The organism is Streptomyces sp. NPDC003635, from assembly GCF_053587635.1.
The window spans coordinates 13,125-30,980 of the sequence record NZ_JBSFOK010000015.1; the positions used below are offsets into that span (position 1 = coordinate 13,125).

Here is a 17,856-nt window from a genome sequence, read left to right on the forward strand (position 1 = left end):
CCGACCGGCGACGGGGCCTCTCCACCCTTGGAGCGAGAGTGGAACGTCGTACTGTCCTGCGTGCGGCCGTCCTCGGCGGGTCCTCCGCCGTCTTCGGCGGAACCCTGTGGCGCGGAGCCGCGTACGCCGCGCCCGCACAGCCCGGCACGGGCCCGTACGGGGCGCTCGGTTCACCCGACGCCAACGGCATCCGGCTGCCCAGCGGCTTCACCAGCCGGGTCATCGCCCGGTCCGGGCAGACGGTCCCCGGAACGTCGTACACCTGGCACAACGCCCCTGACGGCGGGGCCTGTTACGCGGACGGCACCGGCTGGATCTATGTCTCCAACTCGGAGATCAACCCCGGCGGCGGGGTCGGCGCGGTGAAGTTCTCCGCCACCGGCGCGATCACGGGGGCGTACCGCGTCCTGTCCAACACCCGCACCAACTGCGCGGGCGGGAAGACGCCGTGGAACACCTGGCTGTCCTGCGAGGAGGTGTCCCTCGGGTACGTCTACGAGACGGACCCGTGGGGTGTGAACGCGGCGGTGCGCCGGGACGCGATGGGCCGCTTCAAGCACGAGGCGGCCGCCGCCGACCCGGTGCGCAAGGTCGTCTACCTGACCGAGGACGAGACGAACGGCCGCTTCTACCGCTTCGTGCCGACCACATGGGGCAACCTCTCCTCCGGCACCCTCCAGGTCATGGTCGCCGGATCCGCCACCTCCGGTTCCTTCACCTGGGCCGACGTCCCCGACCCGGACGGCTCCCCGACCACCACCCGCACCCAGGTCTCCGGCTCGAAGTCCTTCAACGGCGGCGAGGGCTGCTACTACGCCAACGACACGGTGTGGTTCACCACGAAGGGCGACAACCGGGTCTGGCAGCTCAACCTGACCAACAACACCTACGAGTTGGCGTACGACGACTCCCTGGTGACGTCGGGCACGGCCCCCCTGACCGGCGTCGACAACATCACCGGCTCCTCCTCCGGCGACCTCTTCGTGGCCGAGGACGGCGGCAACATGGAGATCTGCGTCATCACCCCGAACGACGTCATCGCCCCCTTCCTCCGCATCGACGGCCAGTCCGGCTCGGAGATCACGGGCCCGGCCTTCTCCCCCGACGGCCGCCGCCTGTACTTCTCCAGCCAGCGCGGCACCAGCGGCAGCTCCTCGGGCGGCATCACGTACGAGGTGACGGGCCCGTTCCGGGCGTAGCCTCAAAGGGCCGGACGGTAGCGGAGAGCTACCGTCCGGTCACGTCACGCTTGCATCACAGGTCCGTCGAACCGCCGCGCCCTCAGGCGCCCCTCAATACGGTCAACACCTCAATTCCGGACCAAGGGGGGTTCCATGAACCGGATCCGCATGCCCGCAACCTTAGCCGTCACCGCGTTCGCGCTGGTCATGGCACCCGGAGCCGCCCAGGCCCACGAGGGCGCTCATCCGTTCGAGAACTGTTCCGAGGCCTACGCCAACGGGTACTCCAACATTTCCGAGGGCGACGAGCACTACGGCAGCCACCTGGACCGCGACGGCGACGGCATCGGCTGCGACCAGCCACCCGCGGGTTTCGTCCCGCGCGAGGAGGCCGAGGAGGCCGGGCCCGCCGACGAGCAGGACCAGGACCTCGCCGCGACCGGCGGCAACAGCGCCACCCCGTACCTCGCGGGCGGCGGCGCGGTCGTGGTGCTCGCCGGCGGCGGTGTGCTGCTGGCGGTCCGCAGGCGGCGGACGGCCGCCGAGTAGGCAACGCCGAGGGGCGGCAACCCCCGCACGGGTTGCCGCCCCTTTCTGGCGATCCGGAGCCGCCGTGGATCGGTACTGAGGGTCGGGGACCCACAGCGGCTCCGGAGTCGGTGAGGTCAGCGGTGGTCGCTGCCCTCGGACTGGGTGGCCGCACGCCCCGCTTCGAGGCGGGCGACCGGGATGCGGAACGGGGAGCAGGAGACGTAGTCCAGACCCACCTCGTGGAAGAAGTGGACCGACTCCGGGTCACCGCCGTGCTCGCCGCAGACGCCGAGCTTGAGGTCGGGACGGGTCTCGCGGCCCGCCTTGGCCGCCGACTTCACCAGCGAGCCGACGCCGTCCTTGTCGATCGTCTCGAACGGGCTGACCCCGAAGATGCCCTTCTCCAGGTAGGCCGTGAAGAACGAGGCCTCCACGTCGTCCCGGCTGAAGCCCCACACCGTCTGCGTGAGGTCGTTCGTGCCGAAGGAGAAGAACTCCGCCGCCTCCGCGATCTGACCGGCGGTCAGCGCGGCGCGCGGCAGCTCGATCATCGTGCCGATCGACAGCTTGAGCTTGGTGCCGGTCGCCGCCTCGACCTCCGCGATGACCTGGTCGGCCTCCTCGCGGACGATCTCCAGCTCCTGGACCGTGCCGACGAGCGGGATCATGATCTCGGCGCGCGGGTCGCCCTTGGCGTTCTTCCGCTCCGCCGCGGCCTCCGCGATCGCCCGTACCTGCATCGTGAACAGGCCGGGGATGACCAGACCCAGGCGCACGCCGCGCAGACCCAGCATCGGGTTCTGCTCGTGCAGCCGGTGCACGGCCTGGAGCAGCCGCAGCTCGTTCTCGTGCGGCTCCTGCCGGGACTCGGCGAGGGCCACGCGGACCGACAGCTCGGTGATGTCGGGCAGGAACTCGTGCAGCGGCGGGTCGAGCAGGCGGACCGTCACCGGCAGGCCGTCCATCGCCGAGAACAGCTCGACGAAGTCCTTCTTCTGCAGCGGCAGCAGCTCCGAGAGGGCCGCCTCCCGCTCCGCCTCGGTGTCGGCGAGGATCAGCTTCTCGACCATCTCGCGGCGCTCGCCCAGGAACATGTGCTCCGTACGGCACAGACCGATGCCCTGGGCGCCGAAGCGACGGGCGCGCAGCGCGTCCTCGGCGTTGTCCGCGTTGGCGCGCACCCGCAGCCGGCGCTTGCGGTCGGCGAAGGCCATGATCCGGTGCACGGCTTCGACCAGCTCGTCGGCGTCGTTGGCTCCCGCGTGCATCCGGCCCTCGAAGTACTCCACGACGGGGGACGGCACGACCGGGACCTCGCCCAGGTAGACCTTGCCGGACGACCCGTCGATGGAGATCAGGTCGCCTTCCTCCACGACGTGCCCGCCCGGGACCGTCATCCGGCGCCGCTTGGTGTCGACCTCGAGCTCCTCGGCGCCGCAGACACAGGTCTTGCCCATGCCGCGGGCGACCACGGCCGCGTGCGAGGTCTTGCCGCCGCGCGAGGTCAGGATGCCCTCGGCCGCGATCATGCCGTCGAGGTCGTCGGGGTTGGTCTCACGCCGAACGAGAATGACCTTCTCGCCCGAACGCGACCACTTCACCGCGGTGTACGAGTCGAAGACAGCCTTGCCGACCGCCGCGCCCGGCGAGGCGGCGATGCCCCGGCCGACCTGCTCGACCTTCGCGTCCTCGTCGAACTTCGGGAACATCAGCTGGGCGAGCTGGGCGCCGTTGACGCGCTGGAGCGCCTCCGCCTCGTCGATGAGGCCCTGGTCCACGAGCTGGGTCGCGATCCGGAAGGCGGCGCCCGCCGTGCGCTTGCCGACGCGGGTCTGGAGCATCCACAGCTGGCCGCGCTCGATGGTGAACTCGATGTCGCAGAGATCCTTGTAGTGGTTCTCCAGCGTCTCCATGATCTGCATCAGCTGGTCGTACGACTTCTTGTCGATCGACTCCAGCTCCGCCAGCGGGACCGTGTTGCGGATACCCGCCACGACGTCCTCGCCCTGGGCGTTCTGCAGGTAGTCGCCGTACACGCCCTGGTGGCCGCTGGCGGGGTCACGCGTGAACGCCACACCCGTGCCCGAGTCCGGGCCGAGGTTGCCGAAGACCATCGAGCAGACGTTGACCGCGGTGCCCAGGTCGCCGGGGATGCGCTCCTGACGGCGGTAGAGCTTGGCGCGATCGGTGTTCCAGGAGTTGAAGACCGCCTCGATGGCAAGGTCCATCTGCTCGCGCGGGTCCTGCGGGAAGTCCCGCTCGGCCTCGGTCTTGACGATCTTCTTGAACTTGGTGACGAGCCGCTTGAGGTCGGCCGCCTCCAGCTCGGTGTCGACCGTGACCTTCTTGGCCGCCTTCGCCGCGTCCAGCGCCTCCTCGAACAGCTCGCCGTCGACGCCGAGGACGGTCTTGCCGAACATCTGGATGAGGCGGCGGTACGAGTCCCAGGCGAACCGCTCGTCGCCCGCCTGCTCGGCGAGACCCTTCACCGACTTGTCGGAGAGGCCGATGTTCAGGACCGTGTCCATCATGCCGGGCATGGAGAACTTGGCGCCCGAGCGGACCGAGACCAGGAGGGGGTTGTCGGCCTGGCCCAGCTTCTTGCCCATGCGCTGCTCCAGCGCGTCGAGGTGCGCACTCACCTCGTCACGCAGTGCCGCCGGCTCCTCGCCGCTGTCGAGGTAGACCTGGCAGGCCTCGGTGGTGATGGTGAAGCCGGGAGGTACGGGAAGACCCAGGTTGGTCATCTCGGCGAGGTTCGCACCCTTACCGCCCAGAAGGTCCTTGAGCTCCTTGTTGCCCTCGGTGAAGTCGTAAACGAACTTTTTGTTTTCCGACACGGGTCCCAACTCCTCGAGGACTCGGTGGCTGCCCTGACGGCGAGGAACATACCCAGATCGAAGGCGCCTGGGTACGTCCACTTGTGCGTCATGCGCCTGTAACCAGTCGTCCGCCACGGGATCGAAAGTCAAAGCTTGGCAAGGAAGCGCGCCGTCACGCGTTCACCTCTTGAACGAATCCACCCCTGTAGACCCACGATTCCGCTCAGATGAGCGCTGGTTAAGCACATCTGATTTCGATCGATGAACGATCAAGGGGTGGCACCGAGTGCCACCCCTTGGAGAAGTGCAGTAGCCCAAGAATCGCTCATCTGAGCGCAACCCTTATCAAGGGTGGCGAGAATCACGCTGTCACAGGCGCCGAGATTTCACCATGCGGACGTGACGTGGGACAGAAACACGCCTGTCACACGCCCAGTTCCGTGAGTCGCTCCTCCGCCCGCTCGGGCGCGTACAGATGCTCCACGACCAGCGCACCGGCCCCCACCAGGCCCGCCCGCTCCCCCAGTCGCGAGGTGACGATCTCCAGATGAGCGGTGGAGCGCGGCAGCGCCCGCTGGTAGAGCAGCTCTCGAACACCGGTCAGGAACGGTGTTCCGGCCAGATCTCCCGCGATCATCAGCACCCCGGGGTTGAGCAGGGTCACCACGGTCGCCAGGACGTCCCCGACCTGCCGGCCCGCCTCCCGGGCGAGACCGACCGCCTCCGGATGCCCGGCCGCCAGCAGCTCCCGCACATCCGAGCCCGAGGCCGCCTTCACCCCGGCCTCGGCCAGCCGCCGGGCCACGGCACCGCCGCTGGCGACGGCGGCGAGGCAGCCGTAGGAACCGCAGCGGCACAGCGCCTCGGCGCCCACCCGGATGTGCCCGATGTCCCCGGCGCCGCCGTCGATGCCCCGGAACAGCGAGCCGTCCACGACCACGCCCGCGCCGATGCCGGTGGAGACCTTCACCAGGACGAACGCCGAGCAGTCCGGGTAGCCGGTGCGCTGTTCGCCGTACGCCATGAGGTTGGCGTCGTTGTCGACCAGGACCGGGACCCGGGGCGCTCCGGTGTGCTCGGTGAAGGATCTGGCCAGGCGGCCTCTTATGTCGTAGCCGTCCCAGCCCGGCATCATCGGCGGCTGGACGACCCGGCCGGTCTCGCTGTCGACCGGACCCGGCACGGCGAGCCCGATGCCGCAGACCTCGTCGGCCCGCTGACCGGCCTTCTCCAGCAGTTCCGCGAACCAGTGACCCAGCTCCCCCAGCACCGTCTCCGGCCCGTCCTCCACGACCAGCGTGCCGCCGTGCTCGGCGAGGATCTCACCGGTCAGGGAGAGGACGGCGGCGCGGGCGTGCCGGGTGTCGAGGTCGGCGGCGAGGACGACGGCGTGCGCGTCGTCGAACTCCAGGGTGATCGAGGGGCGTCCGCCGAGCGGGGAGCCGACCGGGCCGCCCGCGCCCTCGCGCAGCCAGCCCGCCCGGAAGAGCCGGTCGAGGCGCTGTCCGACGGTGGCCCGGGAGAGGCCGGTGACCTGCTGGAGGGCACCGCGCGTCGTGGCCCGGCCGCTACGGACCAGTTCGAGCAGATCGCCGGCGCTGATCTGTCCCCGACCCGTCATGCGCACCCCCTTGTGTTTCTCCATCTTGCATTACATATTGAGTTTTGCGTGTTAAATAGACGTAACCCTACGGTAGCTCTTGCCGAACCGATCACCGATTCGTCTCCCGGGGAGTCCCGAGTGGATCGCATCACCGCGCTGGCCGCCCGCCCAGTGGAACGGCCCTCCGTATACGATCCGGCCGCGCGCTCCCTGCACGTCAGAGCGGCTCGGGTGCTGGAGGCCAACTGGACGGGCGCCTCCACGGTCCCCTCACGGGGCCTGTATCCGCACCAGTGGTCCTGGGACTCGGCGTTCATCGCGATCGGGCTGCGGCACCTGTCGCCGTTACGGGCCCAGACGGAGCTGGAGACACTGCTGGACGCCCAGTGGGGCGACGGCCGTGTTCCGCACATCGTCTTCAACCCCTCCGTCCCGCTCGACGCCTACTTCCCGAGCCCCGACTTCTGGCGCTCCTCGACCGCGGGGCGCGCTGCGGGCGCCCCGCGCACCGTACAGACGTCCGGCATCGTGCAGCCACCGGTGCACGCGCTGGCCGCCTGGCTGGTGCATCGCGCGGACCCCGGGCTCTCCCGCGGGCGCGGCTTCCTGGCCCGGGTCTACCCGAAGCTGGCGGCCTGGCACCGCTACCTGCTGCACCGGCGGGACCTGGGCGGCGGCGGTCTGGTGTCGGTCGTGCACCCCTGGGAGCAGGGCATGGACAACAGCCCCTGCTGGGACGCCCCGCTGGCCCGCGTCGCCCCCGCCCCGGCCCGCTCCTACCGACGCGCGGACCTGGACCACGGCGCCGCGGAGGACCGGCCGACGGATCTGGACTACGGGCGGTATGTCCGGCTGGCGGCGGAGTACCGGGACAGGGGGTACGACGACGGGGTGGGGGCCGGCCGGAGGGCTTCGGCGGACGCGCCGGGCCGGGGCGCGGCCGTCGGACACACCGGCGATCCGCGCGCGACTGGCGGACACACCGGTGATCCGGTCGCCCGTGGCGGGCATGCCGGTGACTCGGCCGCCCGCGGCACGCATGCCGGTGACCCGCCCGACCCTGGCACGCGTGCCGGCGACCCGCCCAGCCCTGGCACGCATGCCGGTGGCCCGGCCGCCAGTGGCAGGCATGCCGGCGCCCCGCCCGCCTTCGCCGTCGAGGACCCCGCGTTCAATGCCCTGCTCATCGCTTCCGAGCACGCCCTCGCCCGGATCGCCTGCGAGCTGGGGGCGACCGGCACCGCCCGGCACGCGCGCGCCGAGCGCCTGACGACGGCCCTGCTGGACCGGCTCTGGGACCCGGAGCGCGGGATGTTCTTCTGCCGGGACGTGCGCGGCGGCGGCCTCATCCCGGAACGATCCGTCTCCGGCCTGATCCCGCTCCTGCTCCCCACGCTGCCGAGGGAGATCACGGACGCCCTGGTCCGCACCGCCCGCGGACCGCACTTCTCGCTCGGCGACACCACCCGCCTGGTCCCGAGTTACGACCTGCTCGGCGAGGCCTTCGACCCGCACCGCTACTGGCGGGGCCCGGCCTGGTTCAACACCGCCTGGCTGCTGGAGCGCGGCCTGCGCACCCACGGCGAACGGCACCTGGCCGACGGACTGCGGAGATCGGTGCTGGAGCTGGCCGACCGCTCCGGATTCGCCGAGTACGTCGAGCCGTACACCGGCGCGGCCTGCGGCACCGCCGACTTCAGCTGGACGGCGGCGCTCGCACTCGACCTGCTGCAGGACGAGCCCGCATCGGATTCACACGTCACCAAGGACGCCGAGGGCGCCGAAGGCGTCACCGACGCCATCGAGGCAATCGACGGCATCGACATCAAAGGCATCAGGTAGCCAGCCAAACCAGGCAAACCAGGGGAGGGGAACAGGGATGACGGACCGGCATCATCTGCTCGTGCACGGGGAGACGTTCGCCGCCGTGGGAGACGGCGGCGACATCAGCGGCGTACGTGGCGGCGGCGCCCCGGACGGCATGTTCGTCAGGGACGCCCGCCACCTCAGCCGCTGGCAACTGACACTGGACGGCGCGGTGCCGGAGGCCCTGGCCCCCGTGGCCGACGCGGACACGGCCCGCTGTGTCCTGGTCCCCCGGGGCGGGCGCCAGGAGCCGCCGGCGTACACGCTCTTCCGTGAACAGGCGGTGGGAGAAGGCTCGTTCGTGGAGTGCCTGCATGTGACGAGCAACCTCCCGACGCCCACCACGGTCCGCCTGGCGATCACCGCGGACGCCGACTTCACGGACCAGTTCGAACTCCGCTCCGACCACCGCACCTACGCCAAGACCGGCGCCGTCCGCTCCCGCCAAGTCCTCGATCACGGCGTGGAGTTCGGGTACCAGCGGGGCCAATGGCGTTCCTGTACGACGGTGACGGCCGAGCCGGCCCCGGACGCCGTGGAGGAAACGGGCACCGGCGCGAGGCGCCTGGTCTGGACGCTGGATCTTGAGCCGCACGGCACGGCCGAGCTGGCGCTGAGGGTGATGGCCCGCCCGCACGGCGACAAGCGCGCCCTGCGCGTCCCGCGCTCACCGGCCGCCCTGAACGAGCAGCTACTGGCCCTGGAGGGCGAGTTCGTCGCGGGCGTCTCCTTCCCCACCGGCTGGCCGGAACTGGCGGCGGCCTGCGCCCGGGGCCTGGCGGACCTGGCCGCACTCCAGATCCCGGCGACGGGCCTGGACGGGGAAGAGGTGCGCGTCCCCGCGGCCGGTGCCCCTTGGTTCCTGACCCTCCTGGGCCGGGACGCCCTCCTGACCTCCCTCTTCGCCCTGCCCTACCGACCGGCCCTGGCCGCGGCGACCCTCCCCGCGCTGGCGGCGACGCAGGCGACGGAGACCGGCGCGGTCTCGGTGGCCCAGCCCGGCAAGATCGTGCACGAGGTCCGGCACGGCGAGCTGGCGCACTTCGGCCAGGTGCCGTACGGCCGTTACTACGGCTCGGTGGACGCGACACCGCTCTTCCTGGTCCTCCTGGGCGCCTACGTGGAACAGACGGGCGATCTCGACCTGCCCCGACGCCTGGAACGGCACGCGCGGGCGGCGGTCGCCTGGATGCTGGACCACGGCGGCCTGACCTCCCGGGGCTATCTGGTGTACCGAGCCGACCTGGGGGGCCTGGCGAACCAGAACTGGAAGGACTCCCCCGGCGCGATCTGCTGGTCCGACGGCACGAGGGCGAACGGGCCGGTGATGGCGGCGGGGGCGCAGGGGTACGCGTACGACGCGTTGCGCCGCACGGCATGGCTGGCGCGGACGGTATGGGCGGACGACAAGTACGCGGCGCTGCTGGAACAGGCGGCGGGTGATCTGCGGGACCGCTTCCAACGGGACTTCTGGATGCCGGAGCGCTCCTTCCCGGCGCTGGCCCTGGACGGCGAGGGCCGTCAGGTGGACGCGCTGGCCTCCGACGCCGGTCATCTGCTCTGGTCCGGCCTGCTGGACAAGGAGTACGGCGAGCTGGTGGGGCGGCGGCTGCTGGAGGGGGACTTCTTCTCGGGGTGGGGGGTGCGCACGCTGGCCGCGAACCAGGCCGCGTACCACCCGCTCTCCTACCACCGCGGTTCGGTCTGGCCGCACGACAACGCCCTGATCTGCCTGGGCCTCTCCCGCTACGGCCTCCACGACGAGGCCCGGACCGTGGCCCACGCCCTCGTGGACGCGGCGACGGCGACCGGCCACCGCCTCCCCGAGGTCCTGGCGGGGTACGGGCGGGAGACCCACCCGGAACCGGTCCCGTACCCCCATGCCTGTGTCCGCGAGTCCCGCTCGGCGACGGCCCCGTTGGCGCTGCTGACGGCGGTGGGCGGGGCGTAGCGCCGGGCGGCTTCGCCGCAGGTTTGCCGGGAGTTTGCCGAGCGCTGGCCCGGCCTGCCTGAACAAGCCCGCCCACGGCCCCGTACGCATCAGGGGGCGGCCCTTGCCTCCCTGCCCCACCACGAGGGACCGCGAGGAAGGACCACCGGGTGCCCGTCTTCACGCGCCTGCGCCAGCTCCCAGGCACACGAGTGGCTGAACAACCCACCCCGGCAAACCCCGACCCCACGCCGCCCGCGAAGACCCCCGACGAGCCGCCCCGCCCACCCGAACTCGCAACCCCCGACACGGAGGAGCCCCCTCAGCCGCCCACCACACCCGCCGCCAACGAGGAGCCCCCTCAGCCGCCACCCACACCCACCGCCGAGGAACCCCTTCAGCCGCCGACCGCAGCCACCGCCGAGGAACCCCCTCAGCCGCCACCCACACCCACCGCCGAGGAACCCCTTCAGCCGCCGACCGCAGCCACCGCCGAGGAACCCCCACCAGGACCACCCGCACCCGACGACGAAAGCGGCACGGGTGGTGCGGGTGGAAACACGACGGAGGCCGAAGGCGCGGCCGAGGCCGACACGCCACCCGACAACCCCCGCCGCTGGCCGGTGACCGCCCTCGCCGCCGCCCTCGTGCTCGCCACCCTCCTCCTCCCCAACAGCCTCGCCGCTCTACGCCTCAACCGCTTCACCCGACTCCCCGCGGAAGCGATCGTGGGCGCCGCGATCCTCCTCTCCCTCCCCCGCCGCCCGAGAACAGTCGTCGCCGTCCTCACCGGCACCACCCTCGGCGCCCTCACCATCCTCAACGTCCTCGACATGGGCTTCCGCGAATACCTGGGCCGCGGCTTCAATTTGGTCCTCGACTGGTCCCTCCTCGACGACGCGCAGGCGTACATGAGGGACTCGATGGGCGAGGCCACCACCCTCACCGCCACCGTCGCCGCCGTCCTCCTCGCCGTACTCCTCCTCGTCCTCACCGCGTTGGCCACGGTGAGAGTCGCCAACGCCCTGTCCGACCACAGACACCGGGCCGCGAAGGCCACCCTCATCGCCGGCACGGTCTGGATCACCTGCTCCACCCTCGGCCTCCAACTCGCCGGACTGCCGATCGCCTCCGACCGCGCGGCCTCCGCCCTGGCGATCCAGGCGAAGCGGGTTCAGGACACCCTGCGGGACGAGGCGGCGTTCGCCCGGGAGGCGAAGGCGGACCGCTTCGGCGCGACCCCGGCCGACCAGCTCCTCCCCGACCTGCGCGGCAAGGACGTGATCTTCACCTTCATCGAGAGCTACGGCCGCAGCGCGATCGAGGACGACATCATGGCCCCGGGAGTGACCAGCGCCCTGGAAGCGAGCACCGACTCCCTGAAGGCAGCGGGGTATCAGGCGCAGAGCGGCTGGCTCACCTCCGCGACCTACGGCGGGAGCAGCTGGCTGGGCCACTCGACCTTCCTCTCCGGGCTGTGGGTCGACAACCAGCAGCGCTACCGCACGGTCACCTCCGGCGACCACCTCACCCTCACCAAGGCGTTCCAGAAGACCGGCGCCTGGGACACCGTGGGGATCATGCCGGGCATCCAGAAAGGCTGGCCGGAGGCCGCTTTCTACGGCCTGGACAAGGTCTACGACGCCTTCCACCTCGGCTACCGGGGACCGAAGTTCAGCTGGTCGACGATGCCGGACCAGTACGCGCTGGAGGCCTTCCAGCGCCAGGTCCACGGCAAGAAGCGGGACAAGCCCTTGATGTCGGAGATCATCCTGACCTCCAGTCATCAGCCCTGGGCCCCGATCCCGAAGCTGGTCGACTGGGACGACCTGGGCGACGGCTCGCTCTTCGACGCCATCCAGAAGGAGGGCAAGAAGCCGCAGGACATCATCACGGACACCACCAAGTCCCGTGAGGAGTACGGCAAGTCCATCGCGTACTCGGTGACGTCCCTGACCCAGTGGCTGGAGCGCTACGGCACCGAGGACACGGTCCTGGTCTTCCTCGGCGACCACCAGCCGATCGCCCGGGTCAGCGGCAACCAGGCCAGCCGGGACGTCCCGATCTCGATCGTGGCCAAGGACCCGGAGGTCCTCGACAGGATCAGCAGCTGGAACTGGACCGAAGGCCTCCAGCCCGCCCCCAACGCCCCCGTCTGGAAGATGGACACCTTCCGAGACCGCTTCCTGACGGCCTACGGATCGACCCCCCACCCGACGAAGGACTGAGGCTCCTCACGGCGCGCCCATCGCCTGCCGCGCCACCTCGACGAACCCCGCCAGCAGCCGCTTGAACTCCTCGTGAAACGCGTCGAACCGCTCCTGCGCCCCCGACACCCCGAGGACGAAGTGCCACAGCGTCCGGTTCGTCTCCGCCGCCACGTCCAGCACCGCGTCGGCCGCCTCGGCGGCGTCGGCCGGTCCCTCCAGCGCGACGACCCGCACACTCCGCATGAGGGGGTCGTACGCGTCCCGGAGCTCGCCCCGCAGTTCCTGGATCCGCGTCCGCAGCTCATCGGCGTCAGCGAGGTGCGTGAACGCGAACGCCGCCCGCCAGTACAACTCGCCCGCGACGTGGGCCTGTTCCATGAGGTCGAGGTAGGCGGCCCGGCGCAACTCCCTGACCCGCCCGCGCTCCTGGGCCAGCGCCGACGACTCGGCCTGGGCCCGGGCGGCCCGTACGTTCCCGAGATTGGTCACCCAGCTCGCCAGCACCGCCGTACCGCCGGTGAGGGCCGCGACCCACATCGCGCCGTCCGCCACGCCGCCCAGTGTCGGCGCCGTGCCGTCCGCTGTCGAGATCGCCTCAGCCGCCGGAGGTGTCCAGCTCCGCGTCCTCGCTCACGCCCGCGCAGTCGTACGGGTCCTTCAGCCAGCCGTCCGGGAGGACGACCCGGTTGTTGCCGGAGGTACGGCCGCGGGGGCCGTCGGCGCCGAGCGGCCAGGGCTGGTCGAGGTCCAGCTCGTCGAGGCCGGAGCGGAGTTCCTCCAGGGAGGACGTGATCGCCAGCCGCTTGCGCATCTCGGAGCCGACCGCGAAGCCCTTCAGGTACCAGGCGACGTGCTTGCGGAAGTCGATGACGCCGCGCGCCTCGTCGCCGATCCACTCGCCGAGCAGGGTGGCGTGCCGCACCATGACGTCGGCGACCTCGCGGAGCGCGGGGCGGGCGATGTCCTGGTCCCGCCCCTCGAACGCGGCGACCAGGTCCGAGAACAGCCACGGCCGCCCCAGGCACCCGCGCCCGACCACGACCCCGTCACAGCCGGTCTCCCGCATCATCCGCACCGCGTCCTCGGCCGACCAGATGTCGCCGTTGCCGAGCACCGGGATCTCGGGCACATGCTCCTTGAGGCGCGCGATGGCGTCCCAGTCGGCCGTACCGCCGTAGTGCTGGGCGGCCGTACGACCGTGCAGGGCGATGGCCGTGACCCCTTCCTCGACGGCGATCCGGCCGGCGTCGAGGAAGGTGATGTGGTCGTCGTCGATGCCCTTGCGCATCTTCATCGTGACCGGCAGGTCACCCGCCCCGCTGACCGCCTCGCGCAGGATGGCCCGCAGCAGGTTCCGCTTGTACGGCAGCGCCGAGCCGCCACCCTTGCGGGTCACCTTCGGCACCGGGCAGCCGAAGTTCAGGTCGATGTGATCGGCGAGCCCTTCCTCCGCGATCATGCGGACGGCCTTGCCGACGGTCGCCGGGTCCACGCCGTACAGCTGGATCGACCGGGGCTTCTCGCTCTCGTCGAAGTGGATCAGCTGCATGGTCTTCTCGTTGCGCTCGACCAGCGCCCGAGTGGTGATCATCTCGCTGACGAACAGCCCCTTGCCCCCGCTGAACTCCCTGCACAGCGTGCGGAAGGGTGCGTTGGTGATCCCGGCCATGGGGGCCAGGACGACGGGCGGCTGAACGGTGTGCGGGCCGATCTGCAGGGGGGTGACGGTCGTGGGCATTCCCCCATTGTGCCGTGCAATGAGTTCGTAAAATTCGTTAGTTAGACGCACTATCGAAATCGGCGTACGATGGAGACCATGCCCGAGCTCAGCCACCGCCGACGCCTGCTGGTGCTCGCGATCTGCTGTATGAGCCTGCTGATCGTGAGCCTCGACAACACCGTCCTCAATGTGGCCCTGCCCTCGCTGCAGCAGGATCTGCACGCGAGCACGGCGGGCCTGCAGTGGACGATCGACGCGTACACGCTGGTCCTCGCCTCGCTGCTGATGCTCGCGGGCTCCACCGCCGACCGCATCGGTCGCAAGCGCGTCTTCATGGCGGGCCTGGTCGTCTTCACGATCGGCTCGGCCCTGTGCTCGATGGCCCCCAGCCTGGAGGCCCTGGTCGCCTTCCGCATGGTGCAGGCGGTGGGCGGCTCGATGCTCAACCCGGTCGCCATGTCGATCATCACCAACACCTTCACGGATCCGCGCGAGCGGGCCCGGGCGATCGGGGTCTGGGGCGCGGTGGTCGGCATCTCGATGGCGGCGGGCCCGCTGGTGGGCGGCCTGCTGGTGGACTCGGTCGGCTGGCGCTCGATCTTCTGGGTCAACCTCCCGGTGGGCCTCGCGGCCCTGTTCCTGACCCTCCGCCACGTCCCGGAGTCCAGGGCCCCCAAGCCCCGCCGGGTGGACCCGGTCGGCCAGCTCCTGGTGATCGCCCTGTTCGGTTCCCTGACGTACGCGATCATCGAGGCGCCGAACTCCCTGACGGCGAGCCTCCCGCTCGCGGCCGTGGCGCTGTGCGCCCTGCTGGCCCTGCTCCGGTACGAACCCCGCCGCGCCGAACCTCTCATCGACCTGCGCTTCTTCCGCTCGGCACCCTTCAGCGGCGCCACGGTGATCGCGATCAGCGCGTTCGCCGCGCTGGGTGGCTTCCTGTTCCTGTCGACGCTGTACCTCCAGAACGTCCGCGGTCTGACCGCCCTGGAGGCCGGCCTGTGGATGCTGCCGATGGCGATACCGACCTTCCTGTGCGCACCCCTGTCCGGCCGCCTGGTGGGCAATCGCGGGCCGCGCCTCCCGCTGCTCGTCGCGGGCGTGGCCATGACCGCGAGCGCCCTGCTCTTCGCCGTGTTCGACGCCGAGACCTCCCACCCGACCCTGTTCCTCGGCTACGCCCTCTTCGGCATCGGCTTCGGCTTCGTCAACGCCCCCATCACCAACACGGCGGTCTCCGGCATGCCCCGGTCCCAGGCGGGCGTCGCCGCCGCCGTCGCCTCGACCAGCCGCCAGCTCGGCCAGACCCTCGGGGTCGCGGTGGTCGGGGCCGTACTCGCCGCGGGCGTGGGCGCGTCCACGTACCAGGACGCCTTCGTCACGGCGGCGGTCCCCGGCTGGTGGATCCTCACGGCCTGCGGCCTCGCCGTGCTCCTTCTCGGACTCCTCACCACCGGCCCCTGGGCCCGCCGAACCGCCGAACGCACGGCCGACCGGCTGCAGTCGCCGGAGGTGCGCGAGGCGTCGAGGATCAGCGCCTAGCGGCCAGCGCGTGCAGCTTCTCCAGCCGCAGCCTCGACTCCTCGTCCGCCGGCACGTACGTCACCACCCGCGGACCCACCTCCGGGCCCAGCCAGAAGTCCGTGTGGTCGACCACCAGGCGGCCGACGTGGCGGTTGAGGAATTCCTTGCGCTTGGTGCGGTGGGCCACCACCTCGTGGCGGTCCCAGGCCGCGCGGAACTCGGCGGACTCCGTGCGCAGCCGCTTCAGGAGCATCTTCCAGGCGGGTTCCGAGAGATGGCCGGCCATCGTGGCGCGGAAGCGGGCCGCCATCAGGCGCTGGGTCTCCTCCAGGTGCACGATCGACGAGCGCCACTCGTCGTTCGTGTACGACAGGATCATGCAGTTGCGGTCCTCCGGCGGCACCGCGTCCAGGTCGCAGAGCAGCTGCCCGTACGTGCTGTTGTAGGCGAGGATGTCGTACCGGCTGTTCTGCACGCAGGCCGGGATCGGCTCCAGACCCGTGAGGACCGCCCGCAGTGCCGGGGTGACCGAGGGGCAGCTCGTCGCCGGGGTCGGGTCCACCGCTCCGGCGAGCTGGAAGAGGTGGGCGCGCTCGCCCGCGTCCAGGAGCAGCGCCCGGGCCAGGGCGTCCAGCACCTGGACCGAGACCTGGATGTCCCGCGCCTGCTCGAGCCACGTGTACCAGGTGACGCCGACCGCCGACAGCTGGGCGACCTCCTCACGGCGCAGTCCCGGCGTCCGGCGCCGACGGCCGCGGGGCAGGCCCACCTGCTCGGGGGCGATGTGCTCGCGCCGGTGCCGCAGGAACGCGGCGAGTTCATGCCGCCGCACGTCCGCCTCGCGGGTGCGCGGGCTCGCGGTCTGTTCCTGCGCCATGGTCGTCATGCCCCCAGCCTGCCGCCGTACCAACCCTGTTGCCAGGTAGTCCTTCTACCAGGATAAAGACACTCTGGTACCAGCCTCCGGGTGGGCGCAGGCTCGACACCGTGACCGAGACCATGACCTCACAGCAGGCCCGAGCCACCGCCGCGCCCCCCACGCTCGGCGGACTCGGCCTGTTCACCGTGCTGCTGGGCGCGGCACTTCCGCTCATCGACTTCTTCATCGTCAACGTGGCCCTGCCCACCATCGGCCACGACCTCGCCGCGAGCGAGTCCGTCCTGGAACTCGTCGTCGCGGGCTACGGCGTCGCCTACGCCGTGCTGCTCGTCCTCGGCGGCCGGCTCGGCGACCTCTTCGGCCGGCGCCGGCTCTTCCTCGGCGGCATGGCGGCCTTCGGAATCACCTCGCTGGCGTGCGGGCTCGCGCCGACCGCGTGGACGCTCGTCGCCGCCCGGGTGGCGCAGGGCGCCGCGTCCGCCGCGATGCTCCCGCAGGTCCTCGCCACCATCCAGTCGGCCACCGCGGGCCCCCGCCGCGCCAAGGCCATGGGCCTCTACGGCGCCACCGCGGGCCTGTCCATGGTCGCCGGGCAGATCCTCGGCGGGATCCTCGTCGCCGCCGATCTCGCCGGAACCGGCTGGCGCTCGGTGTTCCTGGTGAACGTGCCCGTCGTCGTCCTCGCCCTGTTCCTCGCCGTCCGCGCCGTCCCCGAGACCCGCTCCGCCCGCCCCGAACCGGTCGACGGACCCGGCACGGTCCTGCTCGCCGCGGCCCTGCTGACCCTGCTGGTCCCGCTCACCGAGGGCCGGGCGGCGGGCTGGCCGCTGTGGACCTGGCTGTCGCTGGCCGCCTTCCCGTTCGCGGCCGCGGCGTTCTACGCGGTGGAGCGCGGCGCCGACCGGCGCGGCCGGACTCCGCTGGTGCCGCCGAGCCTGTTCGCGCTCACCTCGCTGCGACGCGGTCTGGTGATGATCCTGCCGTTCTCGATCGGCTTCAGCGGCTTCATGTTCGTCATCGCGGTGGCGCTCCAGGAGGGCGCGGGCCTCGGTCCGGTCCCGGCCGGCCTCGCGCTGCTGCCGATGGCGGTCTCCTTCTTCGCCGTCTCGCTCGCCGGACCCCGCCTGGTCGCCCGGTACGGCGTCCGCGTGGTGACCGCCGGCGCCGTGCTCCAGGGCGTGGGGCTCGGCCTGCTGGCCCTGACCGCCTGGCGCTCCTGGCCGGACCTCGGCCTGCTCACGCTGCTCCCCGGAGCGGCGGTCGCGGGCGCGGGCCAGGCCCCTCAACTGCCGGTGCTGTTCCGGATCGTGCTCTCCGAGGTGCCGCCCGCGCGGGCCGGCGTGGGCAGCGGCGTGATGATCACCGCCCAGCAGTCGGCGCTGGCGCTGGGCGTGGCCACCCTGGGCACGCTCTTCCTCTCCCTGGTCCCGGGCCTGGGCATGCGCGACGCCCTGGTCGTCACGCTGCTCGTGCAGTTGGCGACCGTGGTCCTGACCGCGCTGCTCAGCCTGCGCCTGCCAGGGCACAGCTTGGCCAACTCGGTGTGAAGGAACCCCTTTTGATGTTGCTCTTGCTGCACACTCCTCCTTGAA

The 17,856-nt window shown here is 71.3% G+C and carries 12 protein-coding genes; 7 read left to right on the forward strand and 5 right to left on the reverse strand.

Annotation, left to right across the window (positions count from 1 at the left end; genetic code table 11):
* The first annotated feature begins 38 nt into the window (after positions 1 to 38).
* Together ACWDRW_RS16460 and ACWDRW_RS16465 are read left to right on the forward strand one after the other, a co-directional pair.
* Positions 39 to 1,199, forward strand: a complete 1,161-nt coding sequence (locus tag ACWDRW_RS16460; RefSeq protein ID WP_451723740.1) for an alkaline phosphatase PhoX — start codon at positions 39 to 41, stop codon at positions 1,197 to 1,199.
* 135 nt (positions 1,200 to 1,334) lie between these two features.
* On the forward strand, positions 1,335 to 1,730 hold the full coding sequence (locus ACWDRW_RS16465; RefSeq protein ID WP_451723742.1) for an LAETG motif-containing sortase-dependent surface protein: 396 nt from the start codon (positions 1,335 to 1,337) through the stop codon (positions 1,728 to 1,730).
* A gap of 116 nt (positions 1,731 to 1,846) precedes the next feature.
* Here the strand turns inward: ACWDRW_RS16465 and ppdK are convergent, their stop codons facing one another.
* Together ppdK and ACWDRW_RS16475 are read right to left on the reverse strand one after the other, a co-directional pair.
* The gene (ppdK, locus tag ACWDRW_RS16470; RefSeq protein ID WP_451723744.1) at positions 1,847 to 4,552 is read right to left on the reverse strand and encodes a pyruvate, phosphate dikinase; all 2,706 of its coding nucleotides are present in this window, start codon (positions 4,550 to 4,552) and stop codon (positions 1,847 to 1,849) included.
* A gap of 406 nt (positions 4,553 to 4,958) precedes the next feature.
* Positions 4,959 to 6,155: an ROK family protein gene (locus tag ACWDRW_RS16475; RefSeq protein WP_451723745.1), complete on the reverse strand. Its 1,197-nt coding sequence runs from the start codon at positions 6,153 to 6,155 to the stop codon at positions 4,959 to 4,961.
* A gap of 120 nt (positions 6,156 to 6,275) precedes the next feature.
* Here ACWDRW_RS16475 and ACWDRW_RS16480 point away from each other — a divergent pair, with 120 nt between their 5' ends.
* From ACWDRW_RS16480 to ACWDRW_RS16490, 3 genes are all read left to right on the forward strand, one after another.
* A complete protein-coding gene (locus ACWDRW_RS16480) occupies positions 6,276 to 7,979 on the forward strand; it encodes an MGH1-like glycoside hydrolase domain-containing protein (protein ID WP_451723746.1) in 1,704 nt (567 codons plus the stop codon).
* Positions 7,980 to 8,016: 37 nt separating this feature from the next.
* A complete protein-coding gene (locus ACWDRW_RS16485; protein ID WP_451723748.1) occupies positions 8,017 to 9,954 on the forward strand; it encodes an amylo-alpha-1,6-glucosidase in 1,938 nt (645 codons plus the stop codon).
* 191 nt (positions 9,955 to 10,145) lie between these two features.
* Positions 10,146 to 12,161: a CDP-alcohol phosphatidyltransferase gene (locus tag ACWDRW_RS16490; RefSeq protein WP_451723751.1), complete on the forward strand. Its 2,016-nt coding sequence runs from the start codon at positions 10,146 to 10,148 to the stop codon at positions 12,159 to 12,161.
* A gap of 6 nt (positions 12,162 to 12,167) precedes the next feature.
* Here ACWDRW_RS16490 and ACWDRW_RS16495 read toward each other — a convergent pair whose 3' ends face one another.
* Both ACWDRW_RS16495 and dusB read right to left on the reverse strand, forming a co-directional pair.
* Entirely contained in the window at positions 12,168 to 12,695 is a 528-nt protein-coding gene (locus ACWDRW_RS16495) for a hypothetical protein (RefSeq protein WP_451723752.1), read from the reverse strand.
* A gap of 43 nt (positions 12,696 to 12,738) precedes the next feature.
* Positions 12,739 to 13,881: a tRNA dihydrouridine synthase DusB gene (gene dusB / locus ACWDRW_RS16500; protein ID WP_451723753.1), complete on the reverse strand. Its 1,143-nt coding sequence runs from the start codon at positions 13,879 to 13,881 to the stop codon at positions 12,739 to 12,741.
* 78 nt (positions 13,882 to 13,959) lie between these two features.
* Here dusB and ACWDRW_RS16505 point away from each other — a divergent pair, with 78 nt between their 5' ends.
* Positions 13,960 to 15,402, forward strand: coding sequence for an MFS transporter (locus tag ACWDRW_RS16505; protein WP_451723755.1), 1,443 nt, complete (start codon positions 13,960 to 13,962; stop codon positions 15,400 to 15,402).
* Here ACWDRW_RS16505 and ACWDRW_RS16510 read toward each other — a convergent pair.
* Complete coding sequence (locus tag ACWDRW_RS16510) at positions 15,392 to 16,270, reverse strand: MmyB family transcriptional regulator (protein WP_451723756.1); 879 nt, start codon at positions 16,268 to 16,270, stop codon at positions 15,392 to 15,394. The two genes, ACWDRW_RS16505 and ACWDRW_RS16510, sit on opposite strands and share 11 nt — an antisense overlap.
* Positions 16,271 to 16,371: 101 nt before the next feature.
* Here ACWDRW_RS16510 and ACWDRW_RS16515 point away from each other — a divergent pair, with 101 nt between their 5' ends.
* Entirely contained in the window at positions 16,372 to 17,811 is a 1,440-nt protein-coding gene (locus ACWDRW_RS16515) for an MFS transporter (RefSeq protein ID WP_451723759.1), read from the forward strand.
* The last annotated feature ends 45 nt before the right edge of the window (positions 17,812 to 17,856 follow it).